We start from the raw sequence: 19421 nt of genomic DNA, 5'->3' as shown, positions 1-19421 counted from the left end.
GCCGGATGTGCCCCGATCGAGGGTGAAATCGTCTTGTCCGACGGCTGTGGCCTTGCCAGCCGGGGGTGAGTTCGCTTAGTCTTGCGACCCCCATTCGGGTGACAATAGTTCAGTTTCTCTGAATTTACCCGAACGAAATGTTCAGCTTCCCTTTCGTGGTTTGAGCCTCTTAGCATTGCCGGATCCGTGTGACCCGTGAGTTCTAGGAGATCCATGTCGAAGAAAGCTATGAGAACCGCAAGAGCGGTTCTCGCGACGATCGTGGGGGGAGCGCTGTTCGCCGCGCCCCTGATCGGCGTCGCATCGTCCGCATCCGCCAGCGTCGACGGCACCGGCGTCGTCATCAACGAGGCCTACCTCAAGGGCGGGAGCGCGAGCGCCCCCTACAACAAGAAGTTCGTCGAGCTCTTCAACCCCGGCAGCGCCGCCGTGTCGCTCGACGGCTGGTCGCTGCAGTACCGCTCGGGCACCGGCTCCGCGGCCGCCAACGGCGTCGCGGCGCTCAGCGGCTCGATCAAGGCCGGCAGCTACTTCCTCGTGCAGTTCAACGGGAACGGCTCCACGCCCGTCGGTGCCGACCTCCCGGCGCCGGATCTGGACCTCGCCGGCGCACTCAATCCGAGCGGAACCACGGGCACCCTCTTCCTCGCCGACGTGGCCACGCCGCTCACGCCCGCCACCGGGTCGGTCACCGGCAACGCCGACATCGTCGACCTGCTGGGCTACGGCACCTCGAACACCTTCGAGGGCTCGGTCGCCGCGGTCGACGGGGCCAACGGAGTGCCCAACTCCCTCGCGCGCACCGACCACGCCGACACCGACGTCAACAGCGCCGACTTCACCTCGACCGGCACCGTCACTCCGCAGAACTCCTCGACCCCGGCCGAGGGCACCCCGACGCCGACGGATTCCCCGACGCCCACCGACTCTCCGACCCCCACGGACTCGCCGGTGCCCACCGACGCCCCCGTTCCCGGCGCGCACACCATCGCCGAGCTGCAGGGCACGGGCGACACCTCGCCCTTCGCCACCGCCGACAAGCCCGAGGTCACCACGACCGGTGTCGTCACCGCGGCCTACGGCAGCGGCGGCTTCAACGGCTACTACATCCAGACCGCGGGAACCGGCGGAACGATCGACCTCGCCACGCACACCGCGTCGGACGCGATCTTCGTGTACTCGCCCTCGACCGCCGCATCCGTCGCCGTCGGCGACTCCGTGCAGGTCACCGGCTACGTCTCCGAGTTCAGTGGCCTCACCGAGTTCAACGTCACCTCGGCCGCCGGCCTGGTGAAGCTCGACACCCCGCTCACGCCGGTGCAGCCGGCATCCGTCGCCCTGCCCGGTGACGCGACGCAGCGCGAGAGCCTCGAGGGCATGCTGCTCGCTCCGCAGGGCGCGTTCACGGTCTCGAACACGTACTCCACCAACCAGTACGCCGAGATCGGCCTGGCCTCGGGCACGACGCCGCTGATCAGCCCCACCGAGATCGCCCGCCCGGGCACGCCGGAGTACGCGGCGGCCGTGGCCGACAACGCGGCCCGCTCGGTGGCACTCGACGACGGCTCGAGCCTCAACTTCCTCGGCTCGAACGCCAACAAGGGCATCGCGCTGCCGTTCCTCACGCAGAACCCGCACATCACGGTCGGGTCGGCCGCGACGTTCACGCAGCCCGTGGTCTTCGACTTCCGCAACAACGTCTGGAAGTTCCAACCCACCACGCAGCTCACGGCCGCCGGCACCCCGCCGGTGACGTTCAGCGACGTGCGCCCCGCCGCACCGGATGCGGTGGGCGGCGACATCCAGATCGCCGGATTCAACGTGCTGAACTACTTCACCACCACCGGTGACCAGCTCTCCGGATGCTCGTTCTACACCGACCGCGACGGCAACAAGGTCACCGTGAACACCGGATGCGACGCCCGCGGCGCAGCCGAGGCCGACGACCTCGCCCGCCAGCAGGCGAAGATCGTCTCCGCCATCAACGGGCTCGGCGCCGAGGTCGTGTCGCTCGAGGAGATCGAGAACTCGGTGAAGTTCGGCCTCGACCGCGACGCGAGCCTCTCCACGCTCGTCGACGCCCTGAACGCCGCGCTGCCGTCCGGTGCAGGCCCGTGGGCCTTCGTGCCGTCGCCGGCGGCCGACCAGCTGCCCGCGCTCGCGCAGCAGGACGTCATCCGCACCGCCTTCATCTACAAGACGGATGCGGTGGAGCCGGTCGGCGCCTCGCACGTGCTGATCGACCCGGCCTTCGCCAACGCCCGCCAGCCGCTCGCGCAGCAGTTCAAGCCGAAGGGCGGCGCGGACAGCCAGTCGTTCATCGCCATCGTGAACCACTTCAAGTCGAAGGGCTCCGGCTCGGGGGCCGACGCCGACCAGGGCGACGGCCAGGGTGCGTCCAACGCCTCGCGGGTGGCTCAGGCCAACGCGCTACTCGCCTTCTCGACCTCGCTGCAGAGCCAGCTGGGCACGAGCGACGTGTTCCTGATCGGCGACTTCAACGCCTACTCGAAGGAGGACCCGGCGGTCGTCATCACCGACGCGGGCTACGTCGACCAGGGCGCCAAAACGGGCCAGAACGGGAAGGCAGCAGAGTACAGCTACTCGTTCAGCGGCCAGAGCGGCTCGCTCGACCACGTCTACGCCTCGCCCTCCGCCGACGCGAAGGTCACCGGCACCGACATCTGGAACATCAACTCGGGCGCGTCGATCGCCCTCGAGTACAGCCGCTACAACTACAACCTGACCGACTTCTACACGGCCGACCAGTACCGCTCGAGCGACCACGACCCCGTCGTGGTGGGCTACGACTTCGCCCCGGTCGCCCCGTCGACGATCGATCTCAACCTGATCGGCATCAACGACTTCCACGGTCGGATCGACGCCAACACCCTGCGGTTCGCGGCGACGATCGAGAAGCTGCGCGCCACCGCGGGCGACGAGCACACGCTGTTCGTCACCTCCGGTGACAACGTGGGCGCCTCGCTGTTCGCCTCGGCCACGCAGCAGGACCAGCCGACGATCGACGTGCTCAACGCCCTCGACCTTCGGGCGGGCGCCGTGGGCAACCACGAGTTCGACCAGGGCTACGCCGACCTGACCGGCCGCATCATCGGTGCGGACGGCGACCGGAACGCCCTGTGGGACTACCTGGGCGCGAACGTCTACAACAAGGGCACGACCACTCCGGCGCTGCCGCAGTACGCCCTGCAGGAGTACGAAGGCCTCACGATCGGCATCATCGGCACCGTCACGCAGGACACCCCGTCGCTCGTGTCGCCCGACCGCATCGCCGGGCTCGACTTCGGCGACCCGGTCGACGCGGTCAACCGCGTGGCCGACCAGCTGACCGACGGTGACCCGTCGAACGGCGAGGCCGACGTGCTGATCGCGACCTACCACGAGGGCGCGGGCCTCGGCACGCCCGACGCGACCCTCGAGCAGGAGATCGCCGCCGGAGGTCCGTTCGCGAAGATCGCGACGCAGACCTCGCCGAAGGTCGCGGCCATCTTCAACGGCCACACCCACAAGCAGTATGCGTGGGACGTGCCGATCCCCGGCCAGGAGGGCAAGACCCGTCCGATCCTCGAAGCCGGCGAATACGGCACCAACGTCGCCAGCGCCGTGCTCACGCTCGACGCCTCGACGGGTGCGCTGAAGAGCTACACCTCGAAGATCGTGCCGCGCATGACGGCCACGGCGACCGACCCCACCGATGCTCAGCTCACCACGCAGTACCCGCGGGTCGCCGAGGTGAAGAGCATCGTGGATGCGGCGCTCGCGCACGCGGCCACGGTCGGCAACACCCCGATCGGCTCGGTGTCGAGCGACATCACGACGGCGTTCAGCGGCGGGAGCTACGGCCCCGACGGAAAGTGGACGGGCGGCACCCGCGACGACCGCGCATCCGAATCCACCCTGGGCAACGTGGTGGCGGACTCGCTCGTCTCGAGCCTCAGCTCGCCCGACCGGGGTGGTGCGACCATCGGCGTCGTGAACCCGGGCGGCCTGCGCGCCGACCTGCTGTTCGCGGCCGACACCTCCACGAACCCGGCGAACACCGCCGGAGTCGTGACCTACGCGGAGGCCAACAGCGTGCTGCCGTTCGTGAACAACCTCTGGACCACCTCGCTCACGGGCGCGCAGTTCAAGACGGTCCTCGAGCAGCAGTGGCAGACGAACGCCGACGGCACCGTGCCGTCGCGCTCGTTCCTGAAGCTCGGTCTCTCGGACAACGTGCAGTACAGCTACGACGAGACCCGGCCGAAGGGCGATCGCATCACGGGCATCTGGGTGGGTGGCACCGCCATCGACCCGGCGGCCTCGTACCGGATCGGGACGTTCAGCTTCCTCACCTCGGGCGGCGACAACTTCCACGAGCTGGCCAAGGGCACGAACGCCCGCGACTCGGGCCTCATCGACCGGGACGCGTGGATCTCGTACATCACCGCCAACTCGCCGCTGGCGCCGTCGTTCGACCGCAAGGCCGTGCAGGTCACGAACGTGGCCGCCCAGCCGGTCGACCCCGCGGCGCACTTCACCGCGACGGTCTCGAAGCTCGACCTCACCTCGCTCGGCAGCCCGAAGAACACCTCGCTGTCCGTGTCGTGGACGGGTTCGGCGGCGACCTTCCCGGCCATCCCGGTCACCGACGGCACGGCTTCGGTCGACGTCGTGGTTCCGCTCGACGCCCCGGCCTCGAGCGAGCTGGTGCTGACCGCGGCTCCCTCGGGAACCGTGGTGCGCATCCCGGTGCAGGTGGCGGAGCCCACGTCGATCACCACCGATCGCATCACCGGCGCCGACCGCTTCGAGGTGGCGGTGAACGCGTCGAAGGACGCCTTCGACCACGCCGACACCGTCTACGTGGTGTCGGGCGAGGTGTTCCCGGATGCGCTCTCCGCGGCTCCGGCGGCCACCCTGGCCGGTGCGCCGATCCTGCTCACCAACCGCAGCTCGCTGCCGGCGCAGGTGAAGGCCGAGATCCAGCGGCTCGCCCCGACGAAGATCGTCGTGGTCGGCGGCACCGACACGGTGACGGCGGCGGTCGCGACCGAGCTCGGAACCATCGCCACGGTCTCGCGCATCGGCGGCGCCGACCGCTTCGAGGCCTCGCGGAACGTCGCCAAGGCGGCCTTCCCCGACGGAGCCGCGGTGGCGGTGCTCGCGACCGGATCGACCTTCGCCGACGCCCTGTCGGCGGGTGCGGCGGTCGACGGGCGCGGGCCGGTCATCCTGGTGAACGGCGCCCAGCCCACGCTGGACGCGGCGACCCTGCAGCTGCTGAAGGACCTCAAGGTCACGGAGATCGCGGTGGCCGGTGGCGCGCTGTCGGTCTCCGACGGCATCCTCGCTCAGGCGCAGACGGTCGCCACCACCGTGCGGCTCGGCGGCGCCGACCGCTACGCGGCCTCGCGGGCCATCAACGAGCACTTCATCACCTCGGCCGGGCGCGTCGTGCTCGTCACCGGTGAGAAGTTCCCGGATGCGCTCTCGGGCTCGGCCTACGCGCCCCAGGTGGGCGGCCCGCTGTTCGCGGTGCCGGGCACCTGCGTGCCGGCCGAGACGCTGACGCAGATCGAGGGGCTCGGGGCCACCCGGGTCACGCTGCTCGGCGGGGAGAACTCGCTGTCGAAGGCGGTGGCGGACCTCACGGCCTGCCCGATCCCGTAGCCGGCTGGGGCGGGGCGGCCTCTCGTCGCCCCGCCCTGCCCCCACCTCACGGCGACGGCCGGCGGATGCGCACCTCACGCATCCGCCGGCCGTCGCCGTTCGCGGGGCAGTTCCCTGCTCGGGTAGGTTCTCCCTACGACTCTCGACAAGTCCGGGGGCGCGACACCGGGGAGACGAATGGCCTGGATCAAGGCGGACCACGCCTCGGTGGCGCGATGGTGGATCACTGCGTCCTTCGCGGCCGGCATCCTCGCGGTTTACTTGATCGTGCCCTTGCGCTTCGGCCAGTCGTGGATCGAAGCGATGGTTTCGCGGGGCATGGCCGATGCGATCGTCGCCGTCATCTTCGCGACCGTGTGGGGCACGTGCGCCTACGGGCTCCACTACGTGGTGACCGAGGCTCCGCCGGGCATTCCGCCGATCGAGGGTGCTGCGCGAATCGCCGTGGCGTGCGGCTTTACCCTGATCGGCGTCGTTCCCGCATGGGTCTTCTTCGACATGCCGGCGGCCGGGCTCCCTGATCCCGAGGTCGATCCGCAGATCTATGCCGATACGGGGGCGTGGTTCCTTCCCTTGGTGGAAGTTGCTGTCCTCGGCGTCGCCTTGGTGGTGATCGGTCTCGTGACTGGTCTGGCGATCAACATTCGGCGTCTGCTCAGCGCTCGTAGACTTCGCGGCGGCGGCCTATTGTGACAACGACAATCACGAGCACGCCGTCGTCGATCGTGTAGTTCCCCGATTGCCGGCGCGACGGTATTCCCTCGAGAGGGGTCCGGTCGTTACCTGTCTCGCGGCGGTCAGGCGGGCGGGGGTCTGCGAAAATCGAGGGGTGCTGACTGTCAACGCCTACGCTGCCCCCTCCGCCACCGAACCCCTCGTCAAGACCACCATCGAGCGCCGTGACCTCGGCCCGAGCGACGTGCTCATCGAGATCGCCTACGCCGGCATCTGCCACTCCGACATCCACACCGTGCGCGGTGAGTGGGGACCGATCGCCTACCCGCAGGTCGTCGGCCACGAGATCGTGGGCGTCGTCACCGAGGTCGGCTCCGCGGTCACGCTGCACGCCGTCGGCGACCGCGTGGGCGTGGGCTGCATGGTGAACTCCTGCCGCGAGTGCGAGAACTGCCTCGCCGGCGCCGAGCAGTACTGCCTGAATGGCAACACCGGCACCTACGCCTCCGTCGACCGTGACGGAACCATCACGCAGGGCGGCTACTCCACCCACGTCGTGGTGGTCGAGGACTTCGTGCTGAAGGTGCCAGAGTCGATCCCCTACGAGGCTGCCGCGCCGCTGCTGTGCGCCGGCATCACCACCTACTCCCCGCTCGCGCACTGGAACGCCGGCCCTGGCAAGAAGGTGGCCGTCGTCGGCATGGGCGGGCTCGGCCACATGGCCGTGAAGATCGCTCACGCCATGGGCGCCGAGGTCACCGTGCTCTCGCAGTCGCTCAGCAAGCAGGAGGACGGGCTGCGCCTCGGCGCCGACCACTACTTCGCCACGAGCGACCCCGAGACCTTCACGACTCTGGCGAACTCGTTCGACCTCATCATCAACTCGGTGAGCGCCCCCATCGACATCAACGCCTACCTGCGCCTCCTGCGCCTCGACGGCACGCTCGTGAGTGTGGGCGCGCCGCCCGAGGCGCTCCCGGTGCAGGTGTTCACGCTGTTCGGCAACCGCCGCTCGTTCGCGGGATCGGGCATCGGGAGCATCCGGGAGACCCAGGAGATGCTCGACTTCTGCGCCGAGCACGGCATCGCACCCGAGATCGAGCTCATCGACGCCGCCTCGGTCAACGAGGCCTATGAGCGCGTGCTGCGCTCGGATGTGCGCTACCGCTTCGTGATCGACGCGGCGACGATCTAGTCCGCAGCGCCGGCCCGGGCTGCTGGTGCAGGCTGGGCCGGCGCGTCCTCCGGGTGATGCACGATCATCTCGGGGGCGCGGGAGACCAGCAGCCAGGCCGGGAGCACCGCGATGCACAGGAGCGGCAGCACCACCACCGAGCCGGTGACCGCCACGCCGACGAAGAGGGCGATCCAGCCGTCGCGCGAGATCGCGAGCGTCATGCCGAGCACTCCGGCCGCCACGGCGACGGGGAGCGGGATGCCGGGCAGCACCGCGTTCGCGAGCACCCCGACGGCCGCGCCGATGAAGACGGCCGGGAAGATGCGGCCGCCCCGGAACCCGGCCGCGGCGCTGATCACGAGGGCGACGACCTTCACCGCCACGATGAGCGCGAGCGTGCCCACGGTGAGCTGATCGCGTTCCCCCACGAGCTGGGCCATCTGCGACAGCCCCTTGAACAGGGTGATCGGCCCGCCGATCGCGCCGAGGACGCCCAGGATGACGCCGCCCAGGCCCACGTACAGCAGGGGGTTGCGCAGCATCCGGAACGCCCCGTGCACGCGGGGGAAGACGGTGGCTGCGAGGATGCCGAGCGCGGCCGAGACGGCGGCGACGACCACGGCGGAGAGCAGGTCCCACGGCGCGATGGCGGTGTACGCCGGCATCGCGATGGCGAACGAGGGATGCCCGAGGAACATCATCGTGATCGACCCGGCCGCTGCCGAGACCAGCGGAAGGAAGAGCTTGTCCCAGAGCGCCCCGGGCATCTTGAGGGCGCCCACCACGCCGGTGAACACGAGGGCGGCCGCGACGGGGGTGCCGAAGAGGGCGCCGATGGTGCCGGCGGCCACGATCAACACGACGAGCTGCCTCGGGACCTTCGGGAAGAGCCGTCCGATGAGCCACACCAGGATGCCCGTGTTGATCGCGATGATCGGTCCTTCGGGGCCCAGGCTCACGCCGCCGGCGAGGCCGAGCACGGTGACGAGCAGCAGCGACGGCAGCACCGCCAGGGCGGGCGCCGGGGCGATGAGTTCGGTGGTCGCGGAATCCCGGCCGCCGTGCCCGGGCACGAGCCACAGCACGAGGCCCACGGCCACGCCCGTGGTGGTGAGGATGGAGAAGATCCACCAGCCGGAGTCGGGGTCGATGCCGAGCGCGTGGGGGAGTCCGTCCCAGAGGCCGTGCTCGAGCAGCGCGGCGACCTCTTCGACCGCCCACAGCACGAGGGCGCTGACGACGCCGATGATGATCGCGGGCAGCGACAGCCGCACGAGGGTGCGTACGGTCGAGGCCGGCGGCTTGTCGGCGGGCACCGGCCCGCTCGAGGGGGAGCCCGGCGCTGCTTCCGGGCTTCCTGCGGTGTTCGTCGACATGGTGGCCTCCCCGTGCTCGCTCGCTCCTCCGGCATCGCGATGCACCCAGCATGGCAGGCGCGGGGGCGGGGGCGTGGGCGCGGGCGTGTGGGCGCGGCGGCGCAGGCGTGGCGGCGTGGGCGCGGGGCGTGCACGGCGGCCGGGGCCGGGCGGGAGGGGCTGCGTGGTGTGGCCGGAGCGAGGGGGCCCGGTGTGCGCGTGCCGGATGTGCGTCACCCGGTCGGTCGGGTCGGTCGGGTCGATCGGCCTCGTCGGCTCCGGCGCGCGTCGGGCCGGGTGAGGCCGCGTCAGTCGAGGGTCAGGATGGCTCGGCCGCCGGCCTGTGGCGCCGTCAGGTCCAGGCGCGGGCGCTGCGCTCGGCCCAGTAGCGCTCGGGCGGCTCGGCGAGCGAGGCGATTCGCGCTTCCGGGAGGCCGGGCACCCGGGCGGCGAGGTTCTCGCGCAGCTGCCGGCGGGTGACGGCCCCGGTCAGCACGATGTCGGCCCAGGGATGCGCGACCGCGGCGCCGATGGCCAGCCCGTCGAGCGGTTGGCCGTCTGCGCCCGCCGCGGCCACGGCATCCGCTTCGTTCGGACCCGCCCCCTCGGGGGTGAGCCGGCCGTTCGCGAGCACTTCTTTCACCACGACGAGCCAGCGGGCCTCGTTGGCGGCGGCGAGGGCGTCGCCCGCGGAGGGTTCGAGCAGGTTCCAGGTGGTCTGCACCGCGGAGAACGGCGAATCGGGAAGGGCGAGGGCGCGTTCGATCACGGTGGCCTGCTCGGGTCCGCTGGTGGAGAAGCCGACGCGCACACCGCGCGCAGCAATCTCGCGTAGGCGTTCGAGGAGCGGTTCGTCGGCGAGTGCGGGGCTGTCGGGCGTGAGCGAGTGGATGAGGTACACGTCGGGGTCGGTGCCGAGCGCATCCTGGGTCTCGGGCCATTGGCGGTCGAGCATGGCGAGGCTGTGTTCCTTGCGCTCGTGTGCGGCGGCCTGCATCTGCCAGTCGCCGATGTACTCGTAGCCCCACTTCGAGCCGATCGTGAGCTCGTCGCGGCGGCCCGGATGCGCGGCGAGCCACGATCCGAGGAACTGCTCGGCGAGCCCGTAGGAGCGGGCCGCGTCGACGTAGCGGATGCCCAGCCACCAGGCGGCGTCGAGCTGGCTGTGGGCGCGGGCGCGGAGGGCTTCGACGGAGCGGTCGGTGCTCGCATCGGCGCCGAGGTCGGCCGTGCGCCCGGTGGTGATGTAGGCGGGCCGGCCGAGGGCGGCGAGCCCGAGACCGAGCCGGGAGGCGAGCTCGCCGGCGGGTTCGGTGTCGGGGGTGGTGGTGGGGGTGGGGGCGCGCGAGTCGGTGTTGGCGCGTGGATCGGGGGTGGTGTGCTGATCGGTCATGGTCGTCCTGTTCACCGGAATCGTGTGCCTCTCGATTCTCGCCGATGGCCGAGGGGAGCGCTTGGCGGATCGGCGTATGTGGTGGAAGGATGCACGGCGTCCCGGTGAGTGGGCGCGTGTGGTGTGGGTGCGGGCAGGGGTGTGGTGCCCCCCTGGAAGCGGAAGCGGAAGCGGAAGCGGTCGCGGTGGAGTGGATGCGCTCTGGGTCAGGGGCGAGGGGGTGCGACGGAGAGGCCCGGGACTGAGAGCAGGTGGTGTGCGGCAGGAGCTTGGGCTACCGGGGGACGGGAGGCGCGGGTGGGTGGGCGCTGAGAGGGCGCGGTTGGGAGGGCGCGGGTGGGTGCGCGCCGAGAGGGCGCGGATGGGTGGGCGCTGAGAGGACGCGGGTGGGTGCGCGCCGAGAGGGCGCGGTTGGGAGGGCGCGGTTGGGTGGGCGCTGAGAGGGCGCGGTGGGGAGGGCGCGGGTGGGCGCTGGCAGGGCGCGAGTGGGTGGGCGCTGAGAGGGCGCGGTGGGGAGGGCGCGGTTGGGTGCGCGCCGAGAGGGCGCGGCTGGGAGGGCGTGGACTGGCGGCCGCTGGTTGGTACGGATTGGTGCGGGGCGGACCGGCGCGCAAGCGGAAGGGCGCCGAGCATCACGGAGGGGACTCGAAAGTGGGGGTGCCTGCGCGGCGGGGTGGCGTGGAGGGGTGGCTCGAGGGCCGGGTGGGCGGCCGGAAGACGGGGCGGCCCATGGGCTGGGTGGTGTGCTCGCGGCCGGTGGGGGAGGTCCAGGTGAGGGTGCGGGCGGGGCCGGGGCGCACGGTCCAGGCGGTGTCGTGCTTGAGATGGTGGTGCTTGGGGCAGAGGTGGGCGAGGTTGTCGCGGGAGGTGGCGCCGCCGGTGGCCCAGTCGTGGGTGTGGTCGAGTTCGCAGCGAGCCGCTCGGCGCCGGCATCCCGGAAAGCGGCAGGTCTCGTCTTCGGCGATGAGGGCGAGGCGCAGATCGGCGGGTGGTCGGTACCGCTCGCGGCCGACCGAGAGGGTCTCGCCCGTGTCGGGGTGCGTGAGGATGCGAAGGAACGAGGGCGCCCGCGCTGCCAGCCGCCGGGCCGTGGAGGGTGGGATCGGGCCGTAGCCGTGCAGCTCACCCGGCTCGTCGGCGTGCTGCAGCAGTGTCAGCACCGGCACGGTGACCATGAGGTTGGGTGCGACGGTTCGGGCCAGCGCCGTGGCGCGGCTCTCGCGGCCGAGCAGCAGGTCGACGAAGGCGTCGGCCCGGCGCTGGGCATGCGTTCGCCGCTCGGATCCGACAAAGCGCGGGGAGCCATTTCCATGCACTGGGGCATCGTCTCCCCGCGAGGGGACTTCGTCTCCACCCAGCAAGCCCCCGTGGGTATCCGCCGGGGCCGCGTCGGCGCCTATGGCGGTCGCGTTTCCCCCTGCCGGGGCGGCAGCTCGCCCTACCGGGCCCTCGACTCCACCCACCGGGGCCTTGTCCCCACCCACCGGGGCCTCGTCCCCACTGATCGGGGCATCCTCGCCGCCGGCCGGAGTGTTCTCGCAGACGGTCGGGCCGTCGTCGGCCTCGCGGAGGGCTCGCGCGATCTGGTCGAGGGCGTCGTCGATGGCCAGCGCGTCGACAGCCGGGAGCAGGCAGTGCAGAGCGGCCATGCCGTCGCGCTCGGGATCGAGCCACACCCCGCGCTCCTCGCGGGCGGCTCGGTGCCGCACCTCGATGGACTCCGGATGCGTCGACTCACGCAGCACCCGCACCCGCTGGGTGAACTGGGCCGCGGTGAGTGCAGCGGCCTCGGGAAGTGCTGCGGCCTCGAAATCGCCGTGAGCGGATGCCGGCAGCGATCGGGCGTTGCCCGCCATCGTGCGCGCATGCCGGAGCGAGATCGTGCCCGAGCGAAGGGCCGTGAAGGTCTCGGGCAGGGATGCCGCGAGTGTCTCGGCGTCGTCGAGCAGGCCGCACACCGTGGCTTCGGAGAAGTGCAGAGCGGTCGCGATCTCGGCCACGAGCGAGCGCCGCTCGAGCTCCCGCCGGCGCGCTTCGGTGGCCGAGAGGGATGCCGTCGGCGGCGCGGTGTCGGAACCTGACGATACGGGTTCACTCGATGCCGACTCACGCAGGGCGGCGCCGATCTCGGCGGCCTGCTCGGCGGTCAGGGCTGCGAGGGCCAGCAAACGCATCCGCTCTCCGTGCAAGGCGTCGACGCGGCGCTCGTTCGCCTCGAGGGCAGCGATCACCGACGAGCGCGAATCAGCCGCGCGCGCGTAGGCGGCAGCACCCTGGTGTGGGGCGGGCTGCAAGCCGGGATCGCGGTTCTGCTTCATGAGGATCAGTCAATACCATGCCACCGACATCGGGTGTGATGGGGGCACGCCGGGGTGTAGCTCGATCGCCGCGCAGCCGTCGCATCGAGCCGTATGGGGGGGTGAGGCGTCGAGAGGCGCGCGCGGTGGGAGCGGGCATCGAGCGGAGCGGGGTGGCCGTCGAACGGAGCAGAGCGGGGTGGCCGTCGAGCGGAGCGGCGCGGCCGTCGAGTCAAGCTGGGCGGCGCGACCGTCGAGTCAAGCCGGGCGCTTTGGCGGTCGAGTCGAGCGGAGCCGGGTGGCGGTCGAGTCGAACGGAGCGCTGTGGCGGTCGAGTCGAGCGGAGCGGGGTGGCCGTCGAGAGGAGCGGAGCGTCGAACGGAGTGGCGCGGTGGTCGAGTCGAGTCGAGCCGGGCGGCGCGGTCGTCGAGCGGAGTACGCGGCGGTGGGTGCCGAGCGGGGCCGGCATCGAAGTGCGGGCACGAGGCATCCAGCCGTCGGTGGCAGAATACGGGCGTGGACCACAACCGACTCACCCGCCAGTTCCTCGGTTCGCTCATCGTCGCCGTGCTCGGCTGCCTGGGAGCGCTCGCCTCGCTCGTCTTCAATTACACGGCGACCACCGACGGCCTGCGCATCACTCTCGACATCACGCTCGCCGTGAGCCTCGCGGTGATCGTCGCGGCTGCCGCGTTCTGCATCGTCGTGGCCGCACGCATCCGCAAGCTCCCTCGCCAGCGCCGCTGATCGCGCGCTGACGGCGCCAGGCGAACGGATGCCGCCCCACCGACCGGTCCGCCCGCCCCGTCAGCCGGCCCGAACGCGAGGCAAAACGAAGGAGCATCCGCGCGCCACGCCGCTTCGACGGAGGTTTCAGCGGCGTGTCGCACCTCAACTCCTTCGTTTCGTTCGGGCGCGGTGCTGACGCCCCCACCCCACCCATCCGGCGCGCGCCCCCGCTCCGAACCACTGCCGTGAACAGACGCATCGCCGGCGCGCTCCGGATGCTCGCCGGGCTCGGCCTGGCCGTCACGGTCGGCATCCAGATCGGCGACCGTGCCGCCAACGGCGCCTTCGACCCGTGGGAGTACTTCAGCTACTTCACCATCGAGACCACCCTCCTCACCATCGCCGTGCTGATCGCCGGCGCGGCGCTCGCGCTCAGGACCGCGCGCGACCCGGTGGCCTTCACAGGCATCCGGATGGCGGTGCTCACGTACTCCCTCATCACCGCCGGCGTGTTCAACCTGCTCCTGCGCGGGCAACCCGCCCACGGCTACGCAGGCCCCGACTGGCCCAACGAGGTGATGCACGTCTGGGCGCCCTTGCTGCTCGTGCTCGACTGGCTGCTCGCCCCGGGCCGCCCCGCGCTGCCCTGGCGATCGCTCTGGATCGTGCCCGCGTTCCCGGTGGCGTGGGCCGGCTACACCTTCCTCCGGGCGGCGGCGAGCGGGGGCACGATCTACCCTTACCCGTTCCTCGACCCGGCGACCGCCGGCTGGAGCAGCGTATTCGGCTACATCGGCGCGCTGCTCGTGGTGCTCGTCGGCCTCGGGGCGCTCGCCGTGCTGTTCTCGAGGCGGATGCGCACCCGCGGGGGCGGGGTTGCGCATGCGCGCGCGGCCCGGTCATGATCCCATGACGCTGGCCTGAGCATCCTGGACTGAGCATGCTGGCCGGAGCGCGGTAGCCTGAGCGGGCCGCAATCCTCGGCGCCGCCGCGGACGGCGTGGACTGCCCGGGGCGGCGCGACGCCCGGCGCGGATCGCGCGGCCGCACCGCCGGGTTCGCGCTAGGCGCCCGGAGCAGACGCCCCGGCCCCGGCCGCGGCCGCGAGCTCGGCGAGCTGGGCGGCGAGCGCCCGCTCGTGCCGCTCCGTGGCGGTGAACACGCCCGCGGAGACGTGCTCGGCCACCCAGGCGATCTCGACGTTGCTGTGCACGCCGAGCATCCCGAGGTTCGCCAGCACGGGCTGCAGCGCCACCACGGCCCGGGTTCCGCCCGAGAGCCCGCCGTAGCTCACGAGCCCCACGCGCTTGCCGTCCCACTCCTGCACCAGGAAGTCGAGGGCGTTCTTCAGCGGCGCAGTGAAGCTGTGGTTGTACTCCGGCATCACGATCACCACCGCGTCGGCGGCGTCCACCTGCGCGCTCCAACGGTGAGTGTGGTCGTGCTCGTAGCGGCGGAGCCGCGGATGCGCGGCCTCGTCGAGAAAAGGCAGCCGCAACTCGGCGAGATCGGCGACATCGACGTCGAACGCACCGGACTCCTCGGCCCGCGCGCGCACCCAGTCGCCGACGGCCCCGCCCACGCGCCCCGGCCGGGTGCTCGCGACGATGACGAGCAGCCGCGGCACGCTCACCGGCCCGGGGCTCAGCGGTGCAGGCCCAGGCGCGGCGCTCACCGGCTCGCCGCCCATCAGCTCACCTCCGCGAGCGGACGGCTCTGCCAGCGCGCCCAGTCGGCGCTGAGGGCGCTCGCCGTGGTGAGCAGCTTCGGCAGGTAGTCGCCGACCAGCGTCTCCACGCTCGTCTCCATCGCATGCGCGTTCACGTTCACCGCGGCGACGACCCGGCCCGATCCGTCGCGCACGGGCGCGGCGATCGAGCGGATGGCGGGCGCCAGCTGCTGGTCGGTGAGCGCCCAGCCGGCGGCCCGCACCTCGCGCAGCGCCGCCTCGATCTCCTGCGCATCCGGATTCCACGACGGGGTCACGGATGCGCGCGACGGCACGGCGAGCACCCTCTCGAGCTCGTCGGCCGGCAGGGCGGCGAGCAGCACCTTGCCGAGCGAGGTCGCGGCCGCCGGGAACCGCGTTCCGATCGTCACCGACAGTGCCACGAGCTTCGGCACCGCGACGCGGGCCACGTAGACCACGTCGGAGCCGTCGAGCTCGGCGAGCGAGCAGGACTGCCCGACCGAGCGGCTCAGCTCCTCGAGGTGCGGGCGGGCGATCTCCCAGATGCTGCTCGCCGAGACGTAGGCCATGCCGAGGTCGAGCACGCGCGGGGTGAGCGAGAACGTGCCGTCGGCGGCGCGCACGTAGCCGAGCTCGTCGAGGGTCAGCAGGATGCGCCGCACAGTGGGCCGGGCGAGGCCGGTCGCCGCGGAGAGCTCGCTGAGGCTGAGGCTCTGGCCGAGCGTGCCGAAGGCGCGGATGACGTCCAGTCCGCGGGCGATCGCCTCGATGAACTCCGGCCCTGAGGTCTCCCGGGTCTCGCGCATGGTCCTCCGTTTGGGTCGGCCGGTCGGCGTCTTCGCCCACGCGGTCACTTGTCCACTTCGCTGTTGTCTCATTCCTAGCCTATCCACGAGTGCATTCACAGTCTTCGACGGGCATCTTGACCACGGGCATCCGATGGGTATTGGATACAAGCATCCGCACAGCGGACAGTTGACCGAATTCGATGAGGAGTCACCGTGACCTCGACCACCGCCCCGACGAGCGGAGCTCTCGACGGTCTGCTCGTGGCCGATTTCTCGCGGGTGCTCGCGGGTCCGTTCGCCACCCAGGGGCTCGCCGACCTCGGTGCCACCGTCGTGAAGGTCGAGAGCCCGGCCGGCGACGAGACGCGCTCCTGGGCGCCGCCCGAGCGCGATGGCGTCTCCACCTACTACCTCGGCATCAACCGCAACAAGTACGACGTGGTGCTCGACTTCCGCGACCCCGGCGACCAAGCCCTCGCCCTCGAGCTGGCGCGCCGCGCCGACGTGGTGATCGAGAACTTCAAGCCCGGGGGCCTGCGCAAGTTCCGTCTCGACTACGACGCCGTCGCCGCGGTGAACCCCGGCGTGATCTACGCCTCGATCAGCGGATTCGGCACCGAGGGCGGCGCCGCCCTGCCGGGCTACGACCTCATCGTGCAGGCCGCCTCGGGCCTGATGAGCCTCACCGGCTCGCCCGACGGTCCCGCCTACCGCAGCGGTGTCTCGGTGTTCGACATCATGACGGGGATGCAGGCCTCGCTCGGCATCCTCGCCGCCCTGCACCACCGCTCACGCACCGGCGAGGGGCAGCACGTCGAGGTGAATCTGCTCTCGACCGCGCTCGCGGCCATGGCGAACCACAGCTCGACCTTCGTCGCCGGGGGCAGCGTGCCGTTCCGCATGGGCAACGCGCATCCGAGTCTGTTCCCCTACGAGCCCCTGCCGGCCAGCGACGGCGAGATCGTGGTGGTGGCCGCCAACGACGGGCAGTTCGTGAAGCTCGCCGAGGCGCTCGGCCGCCCCGAGCTCGCGAGCGACGACCGCTTCGCCCGCACCGAGCAGCGCAACCGCAACCGCGAGCTGCTGAGGCCCTTGCTCGTCGAGGCGCTGGCCGAGCGCACGGCGGCCGAGTGGTTCGAGGTGCTCACCGCCGCCGGCATCGCCTGCGGACCCATCAACACCATCGACGGGGGAGTCGCCCTGGCCGAGCGCCTCGGGCTCGATCCCGTCGTCTCGGTGGGGGAGGGGCCGGATGCGGTGCCGATGATCCGCAACCCCATCCGGTTCTCGCGCACCCCGCCGCGCTACGACTCGCCGCCGCCCGCGCTCGGCGAGCACGACTCCCTGATCCGCGCCTGGCTCGAGGAGCCGGTCTCCGCCTCCGCCGCCCTGCCCGCGGATGCCTCCACCGCCCTGCCCGCGGATGCCTCCACCGCCCGGACCACCACCGCCACCGCCGAAGGAGCCGCGCATGCCTGAGTACCCCACTGCCATCGGCACGAGCACGGTAGACACCATCTCGCTGCTCGGCCACGACCTGGCGGGCGAACTGCTCGGCCAGATCTCCTTCGGCGAGCTGGCCTACTGGCTCGCCACCCAGCGCCGCCCCACGCCCGGCCAGCTGCGCGTGTTCGAGGCGGTGCTCGTGTCGCTCGCCGACCACGGCTTCACCCCCACGGCCATCGCCGCCCGCCTCACCTACTACAGCGCACCCGACTCGCTGCAGGGTGCCATCGCCGCGGGCCTGCTCGGCGGCGGCTCGCGCTTCCTCGGCGTCACCGAGGACACCGGAAAGTACCTGCACGACATCGTGCTCACCCTCGGCGACACGGATGCCTGGACCGCGGCGCAGTGGGACGCGGCGGCTCGCGACGCGCTCACCGCCACCCGGGCGGCCGGCGGCAAGATCCCCGGCCTCGGGCATCCGGTGCACAAGAACGGCGACCCGCGCACCCCCGTGATCATCCGCATCGCCGAGGAGTCCGGTGTGAAGGGCCCGCACCTCGAGCTGTTCGAGGCCGTCGGCCGCGTGCATCCCGAGGTCCTCGGCCGCACGCTCCCGCTGAACGGAGCCGGCGTGGCCGGTGCCGCGCTCGCCGACGCCGGGCTGCCGATCGACTTGCTGCGCGGCTTCGCTCTGCTGGCCCGCACGGCCGGGCTCATCGGGCACCTCGCCGAGGAGCGCCAGAACCCCATCGGCCCGGCGGTGTACGCCGAGGTCGACCGCAACGCGGTCTATACGCCGCCGGCCGGCTGAGCCGCCCACCGCATCCAGGCCCCACCCGCATCCAGATCCCACCCGCATCCAGATCCCACCCGCATCCAGACCCGACCAGCATCCCGACCCGACTCGAAGGAGAGACGATGGCAGAACTGAGTGCCGTTCTCGCGACCACGCACCACCCGTTCTTCCTCAAGGCGACCGAACTGACCCCGCCCGAGGAGCGGATGCCGCAGGCCGCGGAGTGGAAGCGCAAGGTCGAGGCCTACCGCGAGACGCTCACCGCGGCCGAGCCCGACATCCTGGTGATGGTGGGGGCCGACCACTTCCATCAGTTCTTCCACGACAACTACCCGACCTTCCTGATCGGCAAGCAGCCCAAGTACGACGCGACCTTCTACAACGAGGAGCGGGAGTTCTCCCTCCCGAAGTACGTGCTCGACGGCCACGAGGAGCTCTCGGGCTTCATGCTGCAGGGCCTGCTCGACCGCGGCTTCGACTTCTCGGTGAGCCACGAGCTGAAGATCGACCACTCGATCATCTGCCCCATCATCACCACCCGGCCGGATGCCGACCTGCCGATCGTGCCGATCTACACCAACATCTTCGCGCCGCCGCTTCCGAGCCCGAAGCGATTCTGGGACCTGGGGCGCGCCATCCGCTCCATCATCGACGAGTACCCCTCCGACAAGAAGATCGCCGCCGTCGGCAGCGGCCACCTGTCGCTGGAGCTGGGCGGACCGCGCCAGTTCGGCGAGACCGGGCCAGACCCGGAGTTCGACCGGCAGGCCATCGAATGGCTCTCGAACGGCGACATCGAGGGCATCCTCGCCAACGTCACCCACGAGTCGATGACCGGCGCCGGCAACGCCACCCACGGGTTCATGGACCTCATCCTGATGATGGGCATCGCCGGACCCGAGAAGGCCGACTACGTCGACAACCTCGACCTGTTCCACACGATGGAGGCCTACTTCACCTGGTACCCGAACGGCGACCCCCGCGGTGCCGGCCTCGGAGAGGGAGGCGCGCGGCGATGAGCAAGTACTTCGTGAACAAGTTCCTGTTCCAGGTCGACCGCGACCCGGAACTGCTCGCGGCCTACAAGGACGACCCGGGCGCTCTCGTGGAGCAGTGGGAGGCGAGCCTCGGCCGTCAGCTCGGCAACGGCGACCCGGTGGAGCGCACCACGTGGCTCTCGTTCGAGCCCGAGGAGCGCCGGGCGCTCGTGGAGCACGACTACGTGGCGCTGTTCGAGCAGGGGGCCCACTTCTTTCTCTGCCTCACCCTGTTCATCGCCGTCTACGACGAGGACTACGCCGCGTCGCAGGGTCCACTGTCCTTCCAGCGCGAGTACGCCGCGAAGCTCTCGCACTGGCTCGGCAAGGACTACCCGACCGTCGCCCTCTGACCCCTCCACCCC

Annotated in this window: 14 protein-coding genes; 9 read left to right on the top strand and 5 right to left on the bottom strand. The window is 71.3% G+C overall.

The genetic code is table 11. The annotated features are described in order from the left end of the window. Positions 1 to 228: 228 nt before the first annotated feature. From VD659_RS04595 to VD659_RS04585, 3 genes are all read left to right on the top strand, one after another. On the top strand, positions 229 to 5673 hold the full coding sequence (locus VD659_RS04595; RefSeq protein WP_423259938.1) for an ExeM/NucH family extracellular endonuclease: 5445 nt from the start codon (positions 229 to 231) through the stop codon (positions 5671 to 5673). A 177-nt stretch (positions 5674 to 5850) separates the two neighbouring features. Continuing rightward, on the top strand, positions 5851 to 6366 hold the full coding sequence (locus VD659_RS04590; protein ID WP_423259937.1) for a hypothetical protein: 516 nt from the start codon (positions 5851 to 5853) through the stop codon (positions 6364 to 6366). A gap of 136 nt (positions 6367 to 6502) precedes the next feature. After that, entirely contained in the window at positions 6503 to 7543 is a 1041-nt protein-coding gene (locus VD659_RS04585; RefSeq protein ID WP_423259936.1) for an NAD(P)-dependent alcohol dehydrogenase, read from the top strand. Here VD659_RS04585 and VD659_RS04580 read toward each other — a convergent pair. The 3 genes from VD659_RS04580 to VD659_RS04570 form a co-directional block, all read right to left on the bottom strand. Beyond that, positions 7540 to 8901 (bottom strand): ion channel protein, encoded by a 1362-nt coding sequence (locus VD659_RS04580; RefSeq protein ID WP_423259935.1) that lies wholly within the window; start codon positions 8899 to 8901, stop codon positions 7540 to 7542. The two genes, VD659_RS04585 and VD659_RS04580, sit on opposite strands and share 4 nt — an antisense overlap. Before the next feature lie 331 nt (positions 8902 to 9232). After that, complete coding sequence (locus tag VD659_RS04575) at positions 9233 to 10273, bottom strand: aldo/keto reductase (protein ID WP_423259934.1); 1041 nt, start codon at positions 10271 to 10273, stop codon at positions 9233 to 9235. A 632-nt stretch (positions 10274 to 10905) separates the two neighbouring features. After that, entirely contained in the window at positions 10906 to 12591 is a 1686-nt protein-coding gene (locus tag VD659_RS04570; protein WP_423259933.1) for a DUF222 domain-containing protein, read from the bottom strand. A 495-nt stretch (positions 12592 to 13086) separates the two neighbouring features. Here VD659_RS04570 and VD659_RS04565 point away from each other — a divergent pair, with 495 nt between their 5' ends. Both VD659_RS04565 and VD659_RS04560 read left to right on the top strand, forming a co-directional pair. Next, positions 13087 to 13317: a hypothetical protein gene (locus VD659_RS04565; protein ID WP_423259932.1), complete on the top strand. Its 231-nt coding sequence runs from the start codon at positions 13087 to 13089 to the stop codon at positions 13315 to 13317. A 227-nt stretch (positions 13318 to 13544) separates the two neighbouring features. Then, positions 13545 to 14204 carry a Pr6Pr family membrane protein gene (locus VD659_RS04560; protein ID WP_423259931.1) on the top strand — a complete coding sequence of 220 codons (660 nt, stop codon included), beginning with the start codon at positions 13545 to 13547 and terminating at the stop codon, positions 14202 to 14204. Positions 14205 to 14362: 158 nt separating this feature from the next. On the opposite strand, the gene VD659_RS04555 is transcribed toward VD659_RS04560, so the two are convergent. Beyond that, positions 14363 to 14989 carry an NADPH-dependent FMN reductase gene (locus tag VD659_RS04555; protein ID WP_423259930.1) on the bottom strand — a complete coding sequence of 209 codons (627 nt, stop codon included), beginning with the start codon at positions 14987 to 14989 and terminating at the stop codon, positions 14363 to 14365. Beyond that, the gene (locus VD659_RS04550; RefSeq protein WP_423259929.1) at positions 14989 to 15795 is read right to left on the bottom strand and encodes an IclR family transcriptional regulator domain-containing protein; all 807 of its coding nucleotides are present in this window, start codon (positions 15793 to 15795) and stop codon (positions 14989 to 14991) included. The genes VD659_RS04555 and VD659_RS04550 overlap by 1 nt, the downstream gene beginning before the upstream one ends. Before the next feature lie 195 nt (positions 15796 to 15990). Here VD659_RS04550 and VD659_RS04545 point away from each other — a divergent pair, with 195 nt between their 5' ends. From VD659_RS04545 to VD659_RS04530, 4 genes are all read left to right on the top strand, one after another. Then, positions 15991 to 17256, top strand: a complete 1266-nt coding sequence (locus VD659_RS04545; protein ID WP_423259928.1) for a CaiB/BaiF CoA transferase family protein — start codon at positions 15991 to 15993, stop codon at positions 17254 to 17256. Then, positions 17249 to 18034: a citryl-CoA lyase gene (locus VD659_RS04540; protein WP_423259927.1), complete on the top strand. Its 786-nt coding sequence runs from the start codon at positions 17249 to 17251 to the stop codon at positions 18032 to 18034. The genes VD659_RS04545 and VD659_RS04540 overlap by 8 nt, the downstream gene beginning before the upstream one ends. A gap of 107 nt (positions 18035 to 18141) precedes the next feature. Continuing rightward, positions 18142 to 19038, top strand: coding sequence for a hypothetical protein (locus VD659_RS04535; RefSeq protein ID WP_423259926.1), 897 nt, complete (start codon positions 18142 to 18144; stop codon positions 19036 to 19038). Next, positions 19035 to 19409, top strand: a complete 375-nt coding sequence (locus VD659_RS04530) for a hypothetical protein (RefSeq protein ID WP_423259925.1) — start codon at positions 19035 to 19037, stop codon at positions 19407 to 19409. Before VD659_RS04535 ends, VD659_RS04530 begins: the two co-directional genes overlap by 4 nt. Positions 19410 to 19421 lie beyond the last annotated feature (12 nt).

Source organism: Herbiconiux sp. 11R-BC (genome assembly GCF_049472555.1).
GTDB lineage: Bacteria > Actinomycetota > Actinomycetes > Actinomycetales > Microbacteriaceae > Herbiconiux.
The sequence above is the reverse complement of the archived record's forward strand: the minus strand, read 5'-3'. Positions and strand labels throughout refer to the sequence as shown.

What these genes read in the sequence shown, in the direction of transcription:
- VD659_RS04530 (WP_423259925.1), top strand. Translation starts at nt 19,035, where the DNA reads ATGAGCAAGTACTTCGTGAACAAGTTCCTGTTCCAGGTCGACCGCGAC.
- VD659_RS04590 (WP_423259937.1), top strand. Translation starts at nt 5,851, where the DNA reads ATGGCCTGGATCAAGGCGGACCACGCCTCGGTGGCGCGATGGTGGATC.
- VD659_RS04580 (WP_423259935.1), bottom strand. Translation starts at nt 8,901, where the DNA reads ATGTCGACGAACACCGCAGGAAGCCCGGAAGCAGCGCCGGGCTCCCCC.
- VD659_RS04555 (WP_423259930.1), bottom strand. Translation starts at nt 14,989, where the DNA reads ATGGGCGGCGAGCCGGTGAGCGCCGCGCCTGGGCCTGCACCGCTGAGC.
- VD659_RS04575 (WP_423259934.1), bottom strand. Translation starts at nt 10,273, where the DNA reads ATGACCGATCAGCACACCACCCCCGATCCACGCGCCAACACCGACTCG.
- VD659_RS04595 (WP_423259938.1), top strand. Translation starts at nt 229, where the DNA reads ATGAGAACCGCAAGAGCGGTTCTCGCGACGATCGTGGGGGGAGCGCTG.
- VD659_RS04570 (WP_423259933.1), bottom strand. Translation starts at nt 12,591, where the DNA reads ATGAAGCAGAACCGCGATCCCGGCTTGCAGCCCGCCCCACACCAGGGT.
- VD659_RS04535 (WP_423259926.1), top strand. Translation starts at nt 18,142, where the DNA reads ATGGCAGAACTGAGTGCCGTTCTCGCGACCACGCACCACCCGTTCTTC.
- VD659_RS04540 (WP_423259927.1), top strand. Translation starts at nt 17,249, where the DNA reads ATGCCTGAGTACCCCACTGCCATCGGCACGAGCACGGTAGACACCATC.
- VD659_RS04550 (WP_423259929.1), bottom strand. Translation starts at nt 15,795, where the DNA reads ATGCGCGAGACCCGGGAGACCTCAGGGCCGGAGTTCATCGAGGCGATC.